The organism is Flagellimonas alvinocaridis (assembly GCF_965248585.1).
In the GTDB taxonomy this organism is placed as follows: domain Bacteria; phylum Bacteroidota; class Bacteroidia; order Flavobacteriales; family Flavobacteriaceae; genus Flagellimonas; species Flagellimonas alvinocaridis.
The window spans coordinates 2515805-2533177 of record NZ_OZ252111.1 but is presented as its reverse complement, the minus strand read 5'-3'; the positions used below and the strand labels follow the sequence as shown (position 1 = coordinate 2533177).

General features: G+C 41.4%; 20 protein-coding genes. 10 read left to right on the top strand and 10 right to left on the bottom strand.

Annotated elements, in window-relative coordinates:
- Positions 1-3: 3 nt before the first annotated feature.
- From ACP14V_RS11315 to ACP14V_RS11305, 3 genes are read left to right on the top strand one after another with little or no spacing between them, the layout of a single operon-like run.
- A complete protein-coding gene (locus tag ACP14V_RS11315; protein ID WP_136566831.1) occupies positions 4-291 on the top strand; it encodes a hypothetical protein in 288 nt (95 codons plus the stop codon).
- Positions 292-1233 (top strand): NAD(P)H-dependent flavin oxidoreductase, encoded by a 942-nt coding sequence (locus tag ACP14V_RS11310; protein ID WP_272610616.1) that lies wholly within the window; start codon positions 292-294, stop codon positions 1231-1233.
- 45 nt (positions 1234-1278) lie between these two features.
- Positions 1279-1764, top strand: coding sequence for a hypothetical protein (locus ACP14V_RS11305; RefSeq protein ID WP_272610615.1), 486 nt, complete (start codon positions 1279-1281; stop codon positions 1762-1764).
- On the opposite strand, the gene ACP14V_RS11300 is transcribed toward ACP14V_RS11305, so the two are convergent.
- From ACP14V_RS11300 to ACP14V_RS11275, 6 genes are read right to left on the bottom strand one after another with little or no spacing between them, the layout of a single operon-like run.
- Entirely contained in the window at positions 1761-3092 is a 1332-nt protein-coding gene (locus ACP14V_RS11300) for a DUF58 domain-containing protein (protein WP_272610614.1), read from the bottom strand. The two genes, ACP14V_RS11305 and ACP14V_RS11300, sit on opposite strands and share 4 nt — an antisense overlap.
- Before the next feature lie 2 nt (positions 3093-3094).
- Positions 3095-4078, bottom strand: coding sequence for an AAA family ATPase (locus tag ACP14V_RS11295; RefSeq protein ID WP_272610613.1), 984 nt, complete (start codon positions 4076-4078; stop codon positions 3095-3097).
- Complete coding sequence (locus ACP14V_RS11290) at positions 4068-5276, bottom strand: DUF4350 domain-containing protein (protein ID WP_272610612.1); 1209 nt, start codon at positions 5274-5276, stop codon at positions 4068-4070. The genes ACP14V_RS11295 and ACP14V_RS11290 overlap by 11 nt, the downstream gene beginning before the upstream one ends.
- A complete protein-coding gene (locus ACP14V_RS11285; RefSeq protein ID WP_272610611.1) occupies positions 5269-6006 on the bottom strand; it encodes a DUF4129 domain-containing protein in 738 nt (245 codons plus the stop codon). Before ACP14V_RS11285 ends, ACP14V_RS11290 begins: the two co-directional genes overlap by 8 nt.
- Entirely contained in the window at positions 6007-6894 is an 888-nt protein-coding gene (locus tag ACP14V_RS11280; protein WP_136566824.1) for a hypothetical protein, read from the bottom strand.
- The gene (locus tag ACP14V_RS11275) at positions 6872-7849 is read right to left on the bottom strand and encodes a stage II sporulation protein M (protein WP_136566823.1); all 978 of its coding nucleotides are present in this window, start codon (positions 7847-7849) and stop codon (positions 6872-6874) included. Before ACP14V_RS11275 ends, ACP14V_RS11280 begins: the two co-directional genes overlap by 23 nt.
- Positions 7850-7884: 35 nt before the next feature.
- Between ACP14V_RS11275 and ACP14V_RS11270 the strand changes: the two genes are divergently transcribed.
- From ACP14V_RS11270 to ACP14V_RS11255, 4 genes are all read left to right on the top strand, one after another.
- Positions 7885-8601 carry an RDD family protein gene (locus tag ACP14V_RS11270; RefSeq protein WP_272610610.1) on the top strand — a complete coding sequence of 239 codons (717 nt, stop codon included), beginning with the start codon at positions 7885-7887 and terminating at the stop codon, positions 8599-8601.
- Between the two features lie 2 nt (positions 8602-8603).
- On the top strand, positions 8604-9218 hold the full coding sequence (locus ACP14V_RS11265) for a trimeric intracellular cation channel family protein (RefSeq protein ID WP_272610609.1): 615 nt from the start codon (positions 8604-8606) through the stop codon (positions 9216-9218).
- 220 nt (positions 9219-9438) lie between these two features.
- Positions 9439-10584 carry a hypothetical protein gene (locus tag ACP14V_RS11260; RefSeq protein WP_272610608.1) on the top strand — a complete coding sequence of 382 codons (1146 nt, stop codon included), beginning with the start codon at positions 9439-9441 and terminating at the stop codon, positions 10582-10584.
- Positions 10585-10592: 8 nt separating this feature from the next.
- Positions 10593-11096 (top strand): DoxX family membrane protein, encoded by a 504-nt coding sequence (locus tag ACP14V_RS11255; protein WP_272610607.1) that lies wholly within the window; start codon positions 10593-10595, stop codon positions 11094-11096.
- Between the two features lie 5 nt (positions 11097-11101).
- Here ACP14V_RS11255 and ACP14V_RS11250 read toward each other — a convergent pair whose 3' ends face one another.
- A complete protein-coding gene (locus tag ACP14V_RS11250; protein ID WP_136566817.1) occupies positions 11102-11827 on the bottom strand; it encodes a peptidylprolyl isomerase in 726 nt (241 codons plus the stop codon).
- On the opposite strand from ACP14V_RS11250, the gene ACP14V_RS11245 reads away from it, so the two are divergent.
- Both ACP14V_RS11245 and ACP14V_RS11240 read left to right on the top strand, forming a co-directional pair.
- Complete coding sequence (locus ACP14V_RS11245; protein ID WP_272610661.1) at positions 11826-12467, top strand: NUDIX hydrolase; 642 nt, start codon at positions 11826-11828, stop codon at positions 12465-12467. The genes ACP14V_RS11250 and ACP14V_RS11245 overlap by 2 nt on opposite strands.
- A 37-nt stretch (positions 12468-12504) precedes the next feature.
- Positions 12505-13317 (top strand): lysophospholipid acyltransferase family protein, encoded by an 813-nt coding sequence (locus tag ACP14V_RS11240; RefSeq protein ID WP_136566816.1) that lies wholly within the window; start codon positions 12505-12507, stop codon positions 13315-13317.
- Here ACP14V_RS11240 and ACP14V_RS11235 read toward each other — a convergent pair.
- The 3 genes from ACP14V_RS11235 to ACP14V_RS11225 form a co-directional block, all read right to left on the bottom strand.
- Positions 13314-13958 (bottom strand): hypothetical protein, encoded by a 645-nt coding sequence (locus ACP14V_RS11235; protein WP_136566815.1) that lies wholly within the window; start codon positions 13956-13958, stop codon positions 13314-13316. The two genes, ACP14V_RS11240 and ACP14V_RS11235, sit on opposite strands and share 4 nt — an antisense overlap.
- A 3-nt stretch (positions 13959-13961) precedes the next feature.
- Positions 13962-14456 (bottom strand): RNA polymerase sigma factor, encoded by a 495-nt coding sequence (locus tag ACP14V_RS11230; protein WP_136566814.1) that lies wholly within the window; start codon positions 14454-14456, stop codon positions 13962-13964.
- Positions 14457-14523: 67 nt separating this feature from the next.
- On the bottom strand, positions 14524-15951 hold the full coding sequence (locus ACP14V_RS11225; protein ID WP_272610606.1) for an amidohydrolase: 1428 nt from the start codon (positions 15949-15951) through the stop codon (positions 14524-14526).
- Positions 15952-16050: 99 nt separating this feature from the next.
- Between ACP14V_RS11225 and ACP14V_RS11220 the strand changes: the two genes are divergently transcribed.
- On the top strand, positions 16051-17361 hold the full coding sequence (locus ACP14V_RS11220; protein ID WP_272610660.1) for an NAD(P)/FAD-dependent oxidoreductase: 1311 nt from the start codon (positions 16051-16053) through the stop codon (positions 17359-17361).
- The last annotated feature ends 12 nt before the right edge of the window (positions 17362-17373 follow it).

The following is a 17373-nucleotide window of genomic DNA, read 5'->3' as shown; positions in this document are numbered from 1 at the left end:
TGAATGAATCCTAAATTGAAAAGTATACTAGAAGATGTATGGTGGAATATTGGTATAGTGTGTACTTCGATTTTTGTTTTTACAGTTTTTGCCATGTCCGCACCGGACCTTGATAGAGCGGGATTAGGTGGACTGGCTAATCTTTTTTTTCCTGGTCTGATAGGAGTTTTTACAATCATAATTTATTTGTTGACACGCATTTTTGCAAATGAGTGGAATTGGATTATTACTCTGGCAGGAGTAGTTTTTATGGCTTATGTGTCAACAATGCTTTTTTTTGATAGATTATAAATGCGCAACAGAATCACTGAACTTTTCGGAATTGAATATCCCATTATCCAAGCAGGAATGATTTGGGCGAGTGGATGGCGCTTGGCCTCTGCGGTTTCCAATGCTGGTGGTTTGGGGCTCTTGGGTGCTGGCAGCATGTATCCCGATGTTTTGGAAGAGCACATTGAAAAGTGCAAGCAGGCAACAAATAAACCGTTTGGGGTCAATGTTCCCATGCTCTATCCCGATATAGACAAGTTAATGCAGATTATTGTGGACGGCGAGGTGAAAATCGTCTTCACTTCTGCAGGAAATCCCAAGACATGGACTAGTTTTCTCAAAGAGAAAGGGATAACCGTGGTACATGTGGTAAGTAGTGTAAAGTTTGCGTTGAAAGCCCAAGAAGCTGGAGTGGACGCCATAGTGGCTGAAGGTTTTGAGGCGGGAGGGCATAATGGAAGGGACGAGACCACAACCATGGTTTTGATTCCTTCGGTGAAGGAAAAAATAGAAATCCCACTGATTGCCGCTGGGGGAATTGCCAGCGGAAGAGCAATGCTAGCAGCCATGGTTTTAGGGGCTGATGGTGTTCAAATCGGAAGTCGTTTTGTAGCCAGTCCAGAGGCATCTTCCCATCAACTTTTCAAGGAATGGGTCGTAAGGGCCCAAGAAGGAGACACCCAATTGACCTTAAAGGAGTTAGCTCCTGTGAGACTGTTGAAGAACAAGTTTTACCAAGATGTTCAAGAAGCATATGCCCAAGGAGCTTCGGTTACCGAACTTAAAGCTTTATTGGGTAGGGCAAGGGCCAAACGAGGCATGTTTGAAGGAGATATGGAAGAAGGCGAATTGGAAATTGGCCAAGTATCAGGTTTAATACATGATATTAAGCCAGCAGCCCAGATTATGGAAGAAATCGTTAGGGAATTCAACGAGGCCAAACATTTTACGCAAGAGTATTAGTAGTTTAACGGCATAAATCCGCAACTTTTCATACATTTACCCCGCATGAGAACACTAATCCCCACATTGGTCTTTTTTATGCTCGTCTCTAATGGCTATGGCCAAATTGAGCGGGATAAAGCACTTCACTTTTTAGGTGGCGGCCTATTTGGTCTAGCCGGAGCTGGTATCGCAAAAAATATTTCTGAAGGTAACCGTGTATGGACTTTTGTAGGAGCAGTTGCCAGTAGTACCTTAATCGGTGTTGCCAAGGAAGCTGTGGATTCCGGGCAGGACGGGAATGGATGGGATAACGATGATTTGGCGGCCACTATTCTTGGAGGAGTAACCGTGGGCATTACCATTGATTTGGTTTCAAAGAAAAGGGATAAGAGAAGACTTCGGGGCAGTTATGCAGCTGTAGAATTGGAAAAAACATCTTTTCAGGGTTTCAAAAAGAAGTCTAGGACTCTGGCTTTACAATCTATGCCATTGTCGCTAAATTCACTGGTACTCTCACCAGATTTTTTGGAAAGCAAAGTTTCCTACTAGATCAATCCCCTCGCTTTTATCTCCAAATATTTGTTGATGGTGTTGATGGTCAAGCTTTCCGGTTTGGTCAAAATGGTTTGGATACCATGTTGTTGAAGCTCCCGCTGCATAAGCCTTTTTTCCAAAGAAAACTTTTCTGCAATGGTTTTATGGTAAATGGCCTGAAGGTTTTCAGCATCAGTGGCAATTAAAGATTCCAATTCGGTGTTTTCAAAGAAAATGACCACCAATACGTGTTTTTTGGCAATGGCCGCCAAATAGGGCAATTGCCTTTTCAAGGCTGATATGTGTTCAAAATTAGTGTAAAGAAGGAGTAGGCTTCTTTGGTTTATTTTTCTTTTGACCTGGGCATAGAGCAATCCAAAATCTGAATCGGAGAAAGCCGTTGAAATGTTGTACAAACTCTCCAAAATGGTATTGAGGTGGGTAATCTTCTGGACAGCAGGGACAAGGGTTTCAATGTTTTTGGAAAATGTAAGCAAACCCGTTTTGTCATTACGCTTTAAGGCCACGTTGGAAAAAGCCAAAGAGGAATTGATGGCGTAATCCAAAAGGCTAAGACCATTAAAGGGCATCTTCATGACCCTTCCAGTGTCTATGATGGAATAAATGGGTTGTGAACGCTCATCTTGATATTGGTTTACCATTAACTGATTTTTCTTTGCGGTAGCTTTCCAGTTGATGGTACGGATATCATCACCTTTTATATATTCCTTTATTTGCTCAAATTCCTGTGTATGCCCTATTCGTCTGATTTTTTTTAATCCAAATTCCGTTAGATGGTTACTGGAAGCCAAAAAATCATACTGTTGCATTTGTATGATGGAGGGGTAAACCGGTACCATTTGATTCTTTAGGAATACAAATCTTCGCTTTATGATTCCCAAGGAGGTTGAAGCGTATACATTGAGGTTCCCAAAAATATATTCGCCACGCTCCACGGGCCTTACCATATATTCAAAGGTGTAGGGTTTTGCTTTTACCAATTGGGCTTTGTGCTCAAAATCCCTTTTTTGGAATTGATTGGGTAGCTCATCAATAATAGAGACTTCAATTTTGAAAGGATATTTGGAATCCAGTTGAATTGAAAGTAGATTGTTATCGCTATTTGATAGTTTTTGGGGTAGACCGCGTTCAGCCTTTACGGCTTGGGCCGTGTTGTACAAAAGATAGATGTCCAACAGGAAAAGAGTCATCAATACGAACACCAATACCCAGATAATGGGATACAGAAATGGCATCCAGTAAGAGATTACAAAACCAGCCGCCAGTAGGGCTATGTACCAGAAGAATTTATTGTGTATGTAGAACGATTTCAGAAATCGCATGGCTAACGTGGAATTTCAACAGATTCCATAATCATGTTTACCACATTCTCCGTGGTCATTCCCTCCATTTCCCGTTCAGGGGTCAAGATTACTCTATGGTTGAGTACGGGAACCAAGGCTTTTTTGACATCTTCCGGAATTACAAAATCTCGGCCCGATATGGCGGCAAAGGCTTTGGCGGCGGTAAGCGTAGCAATGGAAGCTCTTGGTGAGGCACCAAGGTACAAATGCGGGTGATTCCTTGTATTGGTAATGATTTGTGCTATGTAATCCATGATCTTTTGTTCCACGACAACTTCATGGATGTTCTTTTTAAACTCGGCCAGTTTTTTAGGGGTTAAAACCGCTTTGATTTGGTCTTGGGGCTTTTCTCCTTTTCGCTCATGATGGGTCTTTAAGATTAAAACTTCCTCTTCAGCACTGGGATAGTCTACCTTGATTTTAAATAAGAAACGGTCCAATTGTGCCTCGGGAAGTGCATAGGTGCCCTCTTGCTCTATAGGGTTTTGAGTAGCCAATACTATGAAGGGCTCTACCATAGCATAGGTGGTGCCGTCGATGGTAGCCTGCCTTTCTTCCATGGTTTCAAACAGGGCCGCTTGGGTTTTTGCAGGAGCTCTGTTAATTTCATCAATAAGAATGACATTGGAAAATATTGGTCCTTTCTTGAATTCAAACTCAGACGTTTTTACATTGAACACCGAGGTGCCCAAAATGTCACTGGGCATTAGGTCTGGTGTAAATTGAATACGGCTAAAGTTGGTCTTTAAGGTTTTTGCGAAAAGTTTGGCGGTAATGGTCTTTGCAATCCCGGGCACACCTTCAATCAAAGCATGGCCATCTGCCAAAACCGAAACAATGAGCAGTTCAATAAAATCTTTTTGCCCCACAATTACGGTGGAGAGTTCCTGTTTTATTTGCCCTACGGTGTTGCGGAGCTCTTCAAGGGGTACTCTATTGTCAAAGTTTAAATCGTTATTTTCCATCAATTTTTGCTTTAAATGCTTCTATTTTATGGTTCAGGTTTTCCAATTCTGTATTGGTAATCCCATTTTTTGTTTCCAATTTGTCAATCAATCCAAACAATTCCCTGATATCCTCTATGGAGTTGTTGCTTCGCAGCGCCAAGGTTCGTAAAAATTCGTCATTCCTTTCCGTTGTGGGCATGTGTAATCTGGTACGTATATACTCCAGAAAATAAGCTATTTTATGTTTGGTTATAAGATCTTGTTCCCCATTTTCATAGTACATATCGGCAATGGTTCTAGTAAATGCCAGGGTCTGGTTTTTCAAAGGGGTTACCACTGGAATGGCCCTTTGTTTTCGTTTTCCTTCAAAAATCACATAAATAAGAGCGCCGATAAGTACCAAATAATAAGCCCATTTTAACTCTTTGGTATTCAAGAAAAGATACATGGGGGAAGTGTAAAAAGATTTTCCCGATTTATGAAAGTTGTCCATATAAACCTGTCCATTGACATCCAAATAAGACAAAAGCCCGGCGGTATATTCCCTATTGTCATCCTTTAGGATGAAATAATTGGTAAAGGCCTTGGGAAAACTGGATAATATAATCTTGCCCTGGCCAAAGGTTTGTTGAATTACATTCACATTTTTACTGATGGCACGTGTGCTGTCCGCTTGCTCGTAAACTTGTCCCAAAACAATGGTTTGTAGGGTATCAAGCTTATCAAAATATGAGGTGTAGTAGTCTTTTTCAAAAGAAATAGCCTTTTTGCCAAGGTTGGCATTTACCAGTTCATAAAAGAAAGCAGGTTTTAACTGACCATTGTTATAAAGGTTGGTCTGCTCTAGATGAAGAGTGTCCATAAGTCGCTCCTCGAAGCTATCGGAAGCAATGAATAGGGTGTTTCCACGATCTGCCCAGTCCAAGAGAGCGTTCAGTTCTGCCTCCTCAAAGTTTACAGTTTCATTTACAAAAAAATAGGTGCCTTTTACAGAATCGTTTCGGATTAGGAACTCAAAAGGGGGTACATGGACCTGTTGTAAGGGAAATTTTTTTTCCATCAAATCGTTCAGGACATAGGTCCCATAAGGGATTTTATGGTGGGATACAAAAGATGGAAACCAATTTACCTGCTTGGGTTTATTGTACTCCAAGAGTAAAATACCTGCTATGGCCAGAACACCGATCGCTATGTAAATCCATCCCTTTTTAAGCATTCCCCAGAATTGATTTTTTTAAAGACGCAAATACAGTCTCTGCCTTGTTATAGTGCTCTTGGTCTATGTTGAATTCGCCATACCAAATATAATCATACAGCCATGTGGCTTTGTTGAAATGATCCTTTAAAGGGCTGTTGGAGAGCTCATTGCTGTAGTCGTCATTAGTTTTCTGACGCTGCCAATCTATCAGTTCACGTTCAGACAGTAATTTTAGGATGAAGAGATAATAATACCGTATGGCAAGGCGGTAATTGTTCTCTGCAAGGGCATTTTTAATCAATTGCTGAATATCCTCTGTTTTTATGATGCGTTCCTCTTCCGACAAAACCACCGTGTTGGGATTTTTCTCGTTATGGATAAGGGAACGGACATTTACTTTTAGGAAAAAGCGAATGATGAGGTACAAAAAAATGGCCAACAAAATATATGGCAATATTCTTAGGAATATGGCCAAATAACCCACGGCACTTTCCACCCCAAAAAGCCATTCGAAAAATTGTATGAGGACATTGTAAAACCAGTTGGTGATATCGTTCCACCATCCAATTTCTTCTTGCTGCACTACCTCATAATCAAAAGCACTATCCGTCAAATAAGCATCAATTTCTTCTTGCGAAACCGCAACGGGCTGTCTGCTGGAATCATCAAATTTTACAATGGAATCGTTTTGGGCAAAACCAATTGTCCAAGAAAACAGGAATAAAGAGAAAAGCCACTTTTGTTGCATTTAGTCCTCAGTAGATTTACCAAGATTTTCAATACGCTCGTAGGTGCCCGTAAAATTTTTCTTTTCGTTGAGATTGAAAAAGATAAGACAAGTGGTCACCAAAAATATGATGTTCATAAGGAACTGAACCATAGTCCCCAAAACATTTAGGATTAGGTATACGGGATCGTTGAAGATATTCAGGTTTTCTGCATCCATTTCACCTGAAAAGACCCCCATTTTAATCCACATATAGATCACGGATGGCAAAGTAAACGCATAGGAGGCAACCGCCACAATAATATAAACGACCATTAAAGTGGCAAATGTGATCCACCAATTTTCTTTTACAAGGGTAAAACTATATTGGTAGGAATCCATGGCATCTTTTTTTAAGAATACGAGAATTGCAAAAGAGAGGCATAGGGGAACCGCCAAGTAAATCCCTGGAATAAGGCAAAATATAAACCCGACACCAACAGAGAGTCCCACCAAAATACCCAATCCGATCAAGGACCAAAATGAACTGTATACTTGCTGCTTGATTTCTTCATAAACAGGTTCGCCCCTATGATCTATGTATGATTTGATGTAATGTAAAACCGTTCCCTGAGCCAATACATAAGCAGCAATGGAACTTAGCAGCAAGGCCAAAATGGCAATGACCATTATAAAAGGGGATAGTGTGTCCATGGCGCCATTACCTATGGCCGTGATATTGAAAATATCACCAATGGTGTACAGATAAAACCCCATGGAAATCAACATTACCAATAAGTAAGGCCCCACTATTTTTAGAATGGTTCCAAAAAAGGGCTTGAATTGGCTTCTGATAAAACTGAACGAATCGGAGAGGATTTCTCCCAATTCGCGTTGTTTTTTGAACTCAATGTAGTTGTTTGTCTGCATAAGCTATTTTTCTTTTGATTTGGTATGGATATACAATGTAATAGTAAATAATCAACCCCAAAGAGCTAAGAATAATCAGGATGGCCAGCCAATCGGGCATCTCGGTATGGCGGGTTACAAAGCCTTCCAAAAAGCCGGCAACAATAAAAAATGGAACCGTGCTGATCATAATTTTAAGTCCATTTTTCACCCCTCTTTTAAAGGACTCCAAGCGGGTATAGGTTCCAGGAAAAAGAATCCCATTGGCCAGAACCAATCCAGCGCATCCGGCAATGATAATGACCGCTATTTCTATGGTACCATGGATCCATATGGTCCTAGCAGACTCCCATAACAGCCCTTTTTCATAAAAGAAATATTGAAAACTTCCCAACATTATTCCATTTTGGAGTAAAATCATAAGGGTGCCTACTCCCAAAAATATTCCAAAGGCAAACGCATAAATGGCAACTTTTATGTTGTTGATGGTAATCCCTAAAAACATATTAAATTCTCCCTGCTGTTTGTATACGGCCATGGGATCCCCCTTTTCTATATTTTCCAAGGTCATGTTCACATAACCATTTCCCAAAATGGAACGAACAAAATTACCTTCATTGGCCGATGAAAAAGCACCTACTACCACAAAAAAGGCAAACACCAGAAAAGAAATCAACAGTTCCCGATGATGGCTATGGAACATGTGCGGAAATTCAGTTTTCCAAAAGCTTACAATACGATTCTTGGATTCCCGTTTGGTCTTATAGATTTTTTGATGCGCTTGCGAGGCAAGCGAATTAAGATAAAGTTGTGTGTTGCTGTTAGGGTAAAAAGTCTTTGCGTAGCTCAGATGGTCCGTAATCTCAATGTAAAGATCCGAAAGTTCATCAGGATGAAGCCGACCTTTATTGTTGAGGGCATTTTCAAAAGCGGCCCATTTATCCTTATTTTGCTTAACAAAAGCGGCCTCTCGCATTAAATCTTTTGGTTTGTAAGTAAAGAAACTAAAATATGGAACAATTTCAAATAGAAACGGCCCAAAATATAACCATCAACCAAAACACCTCTAACTTGGGGGAACGGATGTTGGCTTATATCATAGACAGTTTCGTAATTGTGGTCTATACTATACTGGTGTTCATTTTGTTGGCTTCGTTGGATTTGGATTTTGAAGATCAATGGGCATTCTATTTAATATGTTCCTTACCGGCATTTCTCTATTACCTGCTTTTTGAAACCTTTTCCAATGGTAAGACCGTTGGTAAGGGAATCATGTCTTTGAGGGTGGTAAAATTGGATGGGTCCAAGCCCAGCTTTGCCAATTATTTTATCCGATGGGTACTCCGAATAATCGATGTAAGCCTTACATCTGGAGGAGGGGCGGTGCTTACTATACTGATCAGGGGAAAGGGACAGCGCATTGGGGATATTGCGGCAGGTACAACGGTTATCAGCGAAAAGAGGAAAGTATCTTTACGGGATACATTGTTGCGCGAATTACCAGAGGATTACCAACCCAGATTTCCGCAAGTAACTGTTTTCAAGGACAATGAAATGCAGACCATTAAAGAACTGTACGATAAGGCCAAATGGAACGGAGATCATAATGTTATAGTTTCTTTGGACAAGAAAATAAAGGAAGTGACCGAAATCCAAACCAATTTGAGGCCATTGGAATTTGTGGATGTCGTGATCAAGGATTATAACTACTATACCCAAAAAATGTAAGCATGTTTTATCAGGTAATAGATATCTTGGGAACAGTGGCCTTTGCCATTTCAGGGGTTTTAGTGGCCATGGAGAAGAAATTGGACCTTTTTGGGGTACTCATTATTGCATTTGTAACGTCAATTGGCGGTGGTACCCTTCGGGATCTTCTTATTGGTAATACCCCGGTTGTATGGATGCGGGACCTTACCTATGTTTCAACCATATTTATTACCGTGGTATTGGCCATCATTTTTGTGAACCAACTCAAATATTTAAGACGATCTCTGTTTTTGTTTGATACCATTGGAATTGGACTCTACACTATGCTGGGCATAGAAAAGGGATTACAGGCAGAATTATTACCCGTAATGTGTATAGCCTTGGGCACCATGACAGCCTGTTTTGGTGGTGTTATCCGGGATATGCTCTGTAATGAGATTCCCATAATTTTCAGAAGAAAGGAAATATATGCCACTACCTGTATTTTGGGTGGAGCAAGTTACTTTCTATTTACCCGATTATCTGTTCCAGAGAGTTATGCCTACATCGCCGCAATTTTTGTGGTGATTTCTCTTAGGTTATTGGCAGTACGGTTTGATATTCGGTTGCCCAATATCTATAACAAAGAAGGTTGATTCAACATGTCATAGTTTCATTTGGGATGAAAAGCCTATCCTAATTTGTATTAGTCTTTGCTTAATGTGATTAATCTTTTGTTAACCTTTTTTACATTGGCATTAATCTTCTTGTATAGGATATAGCCCTACTTTGGCTCCAAGTTTAGCTGTCTTTATAAATAATTTCAAGGCCGTCCTCTTTTGGTCGGCCTTTTGAACCAATCAATCAAACACCATCATGAAACCTCAAAACATATTTTTTGCCATATGCAGTATGGTTGTTCTTTTTTTTAGTGTTGAAGAAATCCAAGCACAAGGATGTGTAGCCATTCGGCACTTTTCGTCATGCGTGGGCAACACCTTGGAAAATAATTTGCTCGGGCCCGGCGATATCCAAATAGGGAGTAACTACAGATATTTTAAATCCTTTAGGCATTTCAGGGGTACGGAAGAAGAACCAGATAGGGTATCCAACGAAACCGAAGTGATCAACCATTCCCATTCATGGGATTTTTTCCTTACCTATGGTATAACGGATAGATTGTACACTAGCATCACCATCCCAACAGTAATCAATACACGTTCCTCATTATATGAACACGGCAGGGATGAAAGGAACACCACATATTCTAGGGGTCTTGCCGATATTAGGGTTGGAGTGGGCTATTGGTTGTTCGATTTGGAAAAGCACCAAAACGGAAACTTGGCCCTGGGACTGGGTGTAAAATTGCCCACAGGAAATTACAATGCTTCGGATATATTCTATAATGTAGGCCCGGAAGGAAGTCCACAAGTAAGACCGGTAGATCAAAGTATTCAACCAGGAGATGGTGGTTTTGGGATTACCTTGGATTTTCAATTTTACCAAAAGATAGCCGAAAAGTTTTTTGCCTATGGTGGAGGATTTTATTTGCTCAACCCTAGAGAAACCAACGGAACCAGAACGTTTCGGGAAACCTTGAGCCCCATTCTTGAAAATGAGGCCATCATGGCCGTTCCGGACCAATTCTCGATACGAGCTGGGGTGAGCCATAGCTTTTCCAATACCATTTCCGGTTCATTGGGGGCACGATATGAAGGTGTACCTGTAAAGGATCTTATCGGGGGTAATGAAGGGTTTAGAAGACCGGGGAACGTACTTTCCATTGATCCAGGAATGGCTTTTATGAAAGATAATTTCTCATTGAACCTGAATGTGCCCTTCGCGGTGCGGAGAGATCGTCCCCAAAGTGTGACCGACAAACAAACTGAGGAGAATACTGGAAATCCAAGGAACGGGGATGCCGCTTTTGCAGACTATTTGATCAATGTTGGAGTATCCTATCGATTTGCCAACAAAAAAGTAAAGGTAGATCCTGCCTTGATGAACGAATTCAAAAACTAAGGGATCTTATGAAGCTGAGCACAAAGCACAATATCCTGGCGGTTTCAATTGGGGTAGTATATCTGTGGTTTGGAGCATTGAAGTTTTTTCCAGATCTAAGCCCGGCCGAAGGCTTGGCCAAGAGTACCATCCATATGCTTACGTTCGGACTTATTCCAGATACAGTGTCCATAGTGTTGTTGGCCCTTTGGGAAACAACTATCGGGGTATTCCTAATTTTTAACCTATGGCGCAGAACTATGGCTGTATTGGCCTTAGTGCATATGGTATTCACCTTTGCACCTTTGCTTTTTTTTCCTGAACAGGCGTTTGGGGAAGGGCCACTTTATTTGACCCTATTGGGGCAGTATATTGTAAAAAACTTGATCATTGTTGCAGCACTCATCAATCTAGCGGACTTTGGTATGGCGGATTTATGGAATAGTATAGGAAGAAAGATAGGGTGGGTAAAACTTCCTTCCATGGATTTTGGAAAATTTGCTTTTATAAAAAAGCACAGCTCTTCAAAATAGGGGCTTTATAAAACTTCAGCCTTTAGGATATATATGTTTTGCCAAGGCCAGTCTCCATCGCCCACAGGAACTTGGTTTATGGCATCCACGACATCCATCCCCTCAATCACCCGGCCAAAAGGGGTATAAGAACCATCCAAATGGTAGGATCCTGGATTGGTGACCACAATAAAGAACTCATACGGAGAAGCCAATTTATGGGGGTTGTCACGCTCACTGCTGGGCATGGATATGGTGCCTCTATGGTGTTTATGTCCCTTTTGGGTATCTGGCGGAAGAAGGTATCTGCCAATTTCACTTCGCTTTCTGGCTGTTTTTCTATCATCCGAATTCCCGCCTTGTATGATGAAATCCTTCACCACACGATGAAATTGGGTGCTATCAAAATACTTTTTCCGTGCCAAGTAAATGAAATTTGCCTTGTGGTAGGGAACATTGTCATAGAGTTCTATGGTAAAACTCCCCATTGTGGTGGTAAGTTTTACCCTATTCTTCTTGAGCTTCTTGGCATATCCAAAAAAGAAGTCGATGGCATTTTCCTCATCCAGTACAAAAGCTTCTTCTTCCTTTTCCTCCTCTTGAGCCGTCATTTTGTCAACTTCTTCAGGGATGGAATCATTCTTGGTAGTAGTTTCTTTGGCTTTGGGGGCTTCTTTTTTAGAATTTCCTCCGCAGGATACCAGAAAAAATAATAGTATACTTGTGGCCAAAGCCGATGATTTCAATACCATGAATTTTATCGATTTTAGTGAAATAGCCCTAAAAATAAAAGATCTTCCCCTACCCGGGGAAGAATCCCACTATAAAATGTCCCCAGAACTCAGGGTACAGTGGTTAAAGAACAATTCCATTGAGGGAAGAAACCCGAAAAAGGCGGGGGTAATGGCTTTGTTTTATCCAGATGTGGAGCAGCAGACCAGATTATTGCTCATTCTCCGCAAAGCGTATGAAGGGGTCCATTCCAACCAAATAGGATTTCCCGGAGGTAAGGAAGAACGTCAAGATAAAGACCTTATGGCTACCGCTCTTAGGGAAACCCATGAAGAGGTAGGGGTAAATCCTACTGCTGTTGAGGTGCTTAAGGAATTGAGCAATGTTTATATTCCGCCCAGTAATTTTATGGTAACGCCTTATGTTGGAATCTATCCTCAACCAGAACCCTTTGTGCCCCAAGAAAGTGAAGTTGAACGCTTGGTGGAGGTATATCTGAAGGATTTTTTGGACGATGCCAACCATATAGAGGAAACGCTAACCACTTCTTATGCAAAAAACATTCGTGTACCTGCTTATAAATTAAACGGTTATACTGTTTGGGGAGCCACAGCCATGATGTTGAGCGAGATTAGGGAACTTTTACGGCAAGTGCTTTGACCGCTATTTTGTAAATTTGCCGACAACAAACATTCTAATGGGTCTATTCAAGAGAAATCCTTTTGGTCATATCCTGTTTTTAAAACGTTGGCTGATTCGAGTTGCGGGTGCAATGACACATCAACGCTACAAGGGTTTCAATACGCTTGAGATTGAAGGTTCGCAGATCATACGGGATCTGCCCGAAACCAATGTGCTCTTCGTGAGCAATCACCAGACCTATTTTGCCGATGTTGTGGCCATGTTCCATGTGTTTAATGCCAGTTTAAAGGGCAGGGACGATTCCATTAAAAATTTGGGTTATCTCTGGAATCCAAAACTTAACATCTATTATGTTGCTGCTAAGGAAACCATGAAGAAAAGTCTGCTTACCAAGATTTTGGCCTATGCGGGATCCATTAGTATTGAACGAACGTGGCGTGCAGATGGGCAAGACGTGAACCGACAAGTGAAATTCAGTGATATAAGCAATATAGCCAAGGCTTTGGATGATGGGTGGGTGATTACCTTTCCCCAAGGTACCACAACCCCTTGGAAGCCTCTACGAAAAGGTACGGCCCATATTATTAAGCGGTACAAACCTGTAGTGGTACCCGTTGTTATCGACGGATTTAGACGGTCGTTCGATAAAAAAGGACTTCGTGTAAAAAAGAAAGGGATATTGCAATCCATGCAGATTAAACCCCCTCTGGAGATTGATTATGACAATGAGTCCATCGACTCTATCTTGGAAAAACTGGAGTATGCCATTGAGCAACACCCGTCTTTTTTGAAGGTTATCTCCAAACAAGAACTGGCTGCTTATGAAGCAGAACATCAAAAAAGGAGATATAGCTATCGAGGAGATTAAACCTCCAATTGTTCCAATTCCCTATAATTTTGTTTGAGTCGTTTTAAAAGAATGCCATAGAGCAGTCTATAAAATAGCCATATCAGTAGTAAAAGCAAGGCAATGAGTACTATGGATATGATTACGACCAATATCCAAAAAACAGTGGTATTCCCATTCTGGATGGCGTTATCCACTACTTGCTGACCTTTGGAGTCATAAATAAGAACGCCATAAATGCTGATGATCATGGATACGGTGAATATGGCAAGATTGAACCAGACATACTGTGTAACAGTTCTTTTGACACTCAGGATGGTCTTCATCAGTTTTTTGGAGGAATCGGTAAAGGATATTTTGCGATAGTTGATGTAAAACTTATAAATGAAATATAAAATGATTCCATAATTGATGAAATTCAAGACAATTATGGCAGTATGGATGTGCATGGCCTTGAGCTCTTCCATACTTTCGGCATCACTAAAGATGATATTCAGCCCAGCCCAGAACACAAATTCAATAAGACTGATATAAAAGATCCATTTTACAATGGAAGATGATTTTTTCCATATCATTTTATAGATTTCATCATAGGTAAGTTTGGGAAGCTGGGCTTCCTTTCTCTGCCAGTCTTTTTTCAAGAGCTCCAGTTCATCTACCATAATCTAAGGATTTAATATGGTTCTTAATTTATTTTTCACACGGTTCATTTTAACCCTTGCATTTACTTCGGTGATTCCCAAGGTCTCTGCAATCTCTGAATAATCTTTGTCTTCAAGGTATAGAAATACCAACGCTTTGTCAATATCACCCAGTTGTCTGACAGCATCGTACATTAGCTTCAACTGTCGTTCCTCTGTATCGTCATAGGCATCGGCCTTGATTCTATGCACAACGGAATCGTAATCTTGGGTCTGGACCCTTCTTTTTGATTTTCGGTACAGAGTAATGGCCGTGTTCAGTGCCACTCGGTACATCCATGTGCTGAATTTGGAGTCTCCCCTAAACTTTGGATAGGCTTTCCATAATTGAATGGTAATCTCTTGAAAGAGGTCATTATGGGAATCCCTATCGTTGGTATAGAGGCTGCATACTTTATGAACAATATTCTGATTGTCCTCAAGCTCCGTCACAAAACGATGTTCCAGTTCTTTGTTCAATGGTTGGTAAGTGATTTGCTTATTTGTAGCAATAAAGCAGTTTTTGTTACACTACTCCAAAAAGCACCTATTTTCGATAATCCAATGCAGGGGGTCTATTGCCCAACAACGGAATGTATTTAAAATCTTTTCCCCGTCGTTCTACGAGCTCTGCTTTGGCTGCTTCAATGGTCTTTGGATTTTTAAACAAGTCCATGGCGGTCAAGGTCAGGGTCTTTGCTGCAACCATCATACCTTTGGTGCCGATGGAGGTTCCCCCGGCAGCAACGGCTTGCCAACTGTGTGCGGGTGTTCCGGGAACCCAAGTGGCTGCACTCAAACCAGCTGTGGGAACCGTAAAACTCACATCGCCGACATCCGTAGAGCCGTAGGCCCGAGCTTCTTCTTTATAGGGTTGTATGTTTTTTGCGGTCTCCATATCCAGAGTTGTTGCCCCCAAGGTTTTGGAAATTTTTTCAGCAAAATCCTTTTCTTCATCCGAATATGTAATACCTCCAACTTTGGTCAAGTTATCATACATGATTTTTTGGATGGCAAGGTTGGGCAAAAGTTCATGGGTACCTCCAATCATTTCAAAGTCCATAGTAGTACCTGTTCCCAAAGCAGCTCCTTCGGCGGCCTTTACAATACGGTCAAAAATATCGATGACCACATCTCTTTTTCCGTGTCGGGCATAATAATACACTTCGGCAAAGTCTGGAACCACATTGGGTGCTTTTCCACCATCGGTGATTACATAATGAATCCGTGCATCTTGTGGAATATGTTCCCGCATCATATTTACCATATTGTTCATGGCTTCAACACCATCTAGAGCCGACCTTCCCCTTTCCGGTGCACCGGCAGCATGGGCAGAAATTCCATGGAATCTAAATTTAGCCGATTTGTTGGCCAGGGCGGCACCGGCACTGGCTGCGTTCTGTGCTCCTGGATGCCAATGCAAGGCAACGTCCACATCATTGAACACACCTTCACGAACCATGTATACCTTTCCTGATCCCCCTTCTTCGGCAGGACAGCCATAAAAACGGATGGTTCCTTGTATTTTATTGGTCTGTAGCCAATCTTTAACAGCTATGGCTGCTGCCGTTGAGGCTGTCCCAAAAAGATGGTGCCCACAAGCATGCCCGGCAGCTTTGTTGGCAGATTTTTTCTCGGCAACGGCCTGCTGGGATAACCCAGGAAGGGCATCATATTCCCCCAAAACCGCAATTACAGGGAATCCAGAACCATATTCGGCCATAAACGCCGTAGGAATACCAGCGATTCCTTTTTTTATAGTGAAACCAGCTTCGGATAATGTGGTTTGTAGCAAGGCAGAGCTTTTTTCCTCCAGATAGCCCATTTCAGCAAGTTCCCATATTTCATGGGCGATATCCCCATACTTTTGGGTTTTTGCATCCAAACCATTTAATACGGTTTTTTGGTCTTTTTGTGAAAATGCATTTGTGGCAAATGCAACAAGGGCCATACTGAGAAGTAGCGTTTTTTTCATTGTTTCAAGTTTTTGGTCAGGTTTTAAAGATACTAAAAAAAGCCTCCTATAAATGGTATTGCCCTTAACGGAATGTGTAAATTTACAGCCATGTCTACAATGAATATTCCACAATCCAGCTTCCCAAGGGTCGTAATCATTGGCGGCGGTTTTGGGGGCATCGCACTGGCCAAAAAGCTCAGTAAAAAAGAAATGCAGGTAATTTTGTTGGACAAACATAATTACCACAATTTTCAACCTCTATTGTACCAAGTTTCAACAGGAGGACTGGAGCCGGATTCCATTGCGTACCCCATTAGGAAAGTATTGCAAGGCTACCCTAATTTTTTCTTTCGGTTGGCCAAAGTAATCGGTATAGATACTAAAAAGAGGTGGGTAAAGACCAATATTGGCGAAATCAAGTTTGATTATTTGATCGTGGCTACAGGTTCAGAGACCAATTTTTTTGGTAATGAAAATATAGAGACCAAGGGCATGGCCATGAAGAGTATTCCACAGTCCTTGAATCTCCGGAGTCTTATTCTTGAAAACTTTGAACAAGCCTTACTTACCGATGATCTGCACGAACGGGATGCGCTCATGAGCTTTGTGATTGTGGGTGGAGGCCCAACAGGAGTAGAGTTGGCAGGAGCCTTGGCAGAGATAAAAAAAGGGATTTTGCCGAAGGATTATCCTGATTTGGATACCCGACGGGCACAAATAAACTTGGTACAAAGTGGCGACCGTATTTTACCGGCAATGAGTGAAGTGGCTTCCAGAAAAGCAGAACAATTCTTGGAAAAACTTGGGGTAAATGTGTGGAAGGACCTTAGGGTTTTGGATTATGATGGAAACATGGTTACCACCAACACAGATACCGTTTTTGAGTCAGCTACTTTGGTATGGGCCGCTGGAGTGAGTGCAGTAAGTATAAAAGGATTGGACGGCAAAGAATTATTGGGTAGGGGTAACCGTTTAAAAGTAAATGACTTTCATCAGGTTGATGGGTTTGAAAATATTTTCGCCATAGGCGATGTAGCCCAAATGGAAACTAAAGCCTTTCCAAATGGACATCCCATGATGGCGCAACCCGCCATACAACAGGGTAGAAATTTAGGGGACAATTTGGTGAGGTTGGTTGAAGGTAAGCCCATGAAACCCTTTGTCTACAAGGATAAGGGAAGTATGGCCACCATAGGCCGAAACAAGGCTGTGGTGGATTTGCCCAGGTTTAGGTTTCAAGGGGTTTTTGCGTGGTTTGTCTGGATGTTTGTACACTTGTATTTCTTGATAGGTTTCCGGAATAGGGTAGTGGTATTCATCAATTGGGTATATAATTACATTCGTTTTGATCGCGAAGCCCGATTGATTATTAGACCCTACAAAAAACAAAACCAAGGATTGAAGAATCAATTGAAAAAGGGAAGTTGATGCGGATTGGCC

Bases quoted from the DNA above. Each gene is read 5' to 3' on its own strand.
- ACP14V_RS11315 (WP_136566831.1), top strand. From the start codon at position 4: ATGAATCCTAAATTGAAAAGTATACTAGAAGATGTATGGTGGAATATT.
- ACP14V_RS11310 (WP_272610616.1), top strand. From the start codon at position 292: ATGCGCAACAGAATCACTGAACTTTTCGGAATTGAATATCCCATTATC.
- ACP14V_RS11305 (WP_272610615.1), top strand. From the start codon at position 1,279: ATGAGAACACTAATCCCCACATTGGTCTTTTTTATGCTCGTCTCTAAT.
- ACP14V_RS11300 (WP_272610614.1), bottom strand. From the start codon at position 3,092: ATGCGATTTCTGAAATCGTTCTACATACACAATAAATTCTTCTGGTAC.
- ACP14V_RS11295 (WP_272610613.1), bottom strand. From the start codon at position 4,078: ATGGAAAATAACGATTTAAACTTTGACAATAGAGTACCCCTTGAAGAG.
- ACP14V_RS11290 (WP_272610612.1), bottom strand. From the start codon at position 5,276: ATGCTTAAAAAGGGATGGATTTACATAGCGATCGGTGTTCTGGCCATA.
- ACP14V_RS11285 (WP_272610611.1), bottom strand. From the start codon at position 6,006: ATGCAACAAAAGTGGCTTTTCTCTTTATTCCTGTTTTCTTGGACAATT.
- ACP14V_RS11280 (WP_136566824.1), bottom strand. From the start codon at position 6,894: ATGCAGACAAACAACTACATTGAGTTCAAAAAACAACGCGAATTGGGA.
- ACP14V_RS11275 (WP_136566823.1), bottom strand. From the start codon at position 7,849: ATGCGAGAGGCCGCTTTTGTTAAGCAAAATAAGGATAAATGGGCCGCT.
- ACP14V_RS11270 (WP_272610610.1), top strand. From the start codon at position 7,885: ATGGAACAATTTCAAATAGAAACGGCCCAAAATATAACCATCAACCAA.
- ACP14V_RS11265 (WP_272610609.1), top strand. From the start codon at position 8,604: ATGTTTTATCAGGTAATAGATATCTTGGGAACAGTGGCCTTTGCCATT.
- ACP14V_RS11260 (WP_272610608.1), top strand. From the start codon at position 9,439: ATGAAACCTCAAAACATATTTTTTGCCATATGCAGTATGGTTGTTCTT.
- ACP14V_RS11255 (WP_272610607.1), top strand. From the start codon at position 10,593: ATGAAGCTGAGCACAAAGCACAATATCCTGGCGGTTTCAATTGGGGTA.
- ACP14V_RS11245 (WP_272610661.1), top strand. From the start codon at position 11,826: ATGAATTTTATCGATTTTAGTGAAATAGCCCTAAAAATAAAAGATCTT.
- ACP14V_RS11250 (WP_136566817.1), bottom strand. From the start codon at position 11,827: ATGGTATTGAAATCATCGGCTTTGGCCACAAGTATACTATTATTTTTT.
- ACP14V_RS11240 (WP_136566816.1), top strand. From the start codon at position 12,505: ATGGGTCTATTCAAGAGAAATCCTTTTGGTCATATCCTGTTTTTAAAA.
- ACP14V_RS11235 (WP_136566815.1), bottom strand. From the start codon at position 13,958: ATGGTAGATGAACTGGAGCTCTTGAAAAAAGACTGGCAGAGAAAGGAA.
- ACP14V_RS11225 (WP_272610606.1), bottom strand. From the start codon at position 15,951: ATGAAAAAAACGCTACTTCTCAGTATGGCCCTTGTTGCATTTGCCACA.
- ACP14V_RS11220 (WP_272610660.1), top strand. From the start codon at position 16,051: ATGAATATTCCACAATCCAGCTTCCCAAGGGTCGTAATCATTGGCGGC.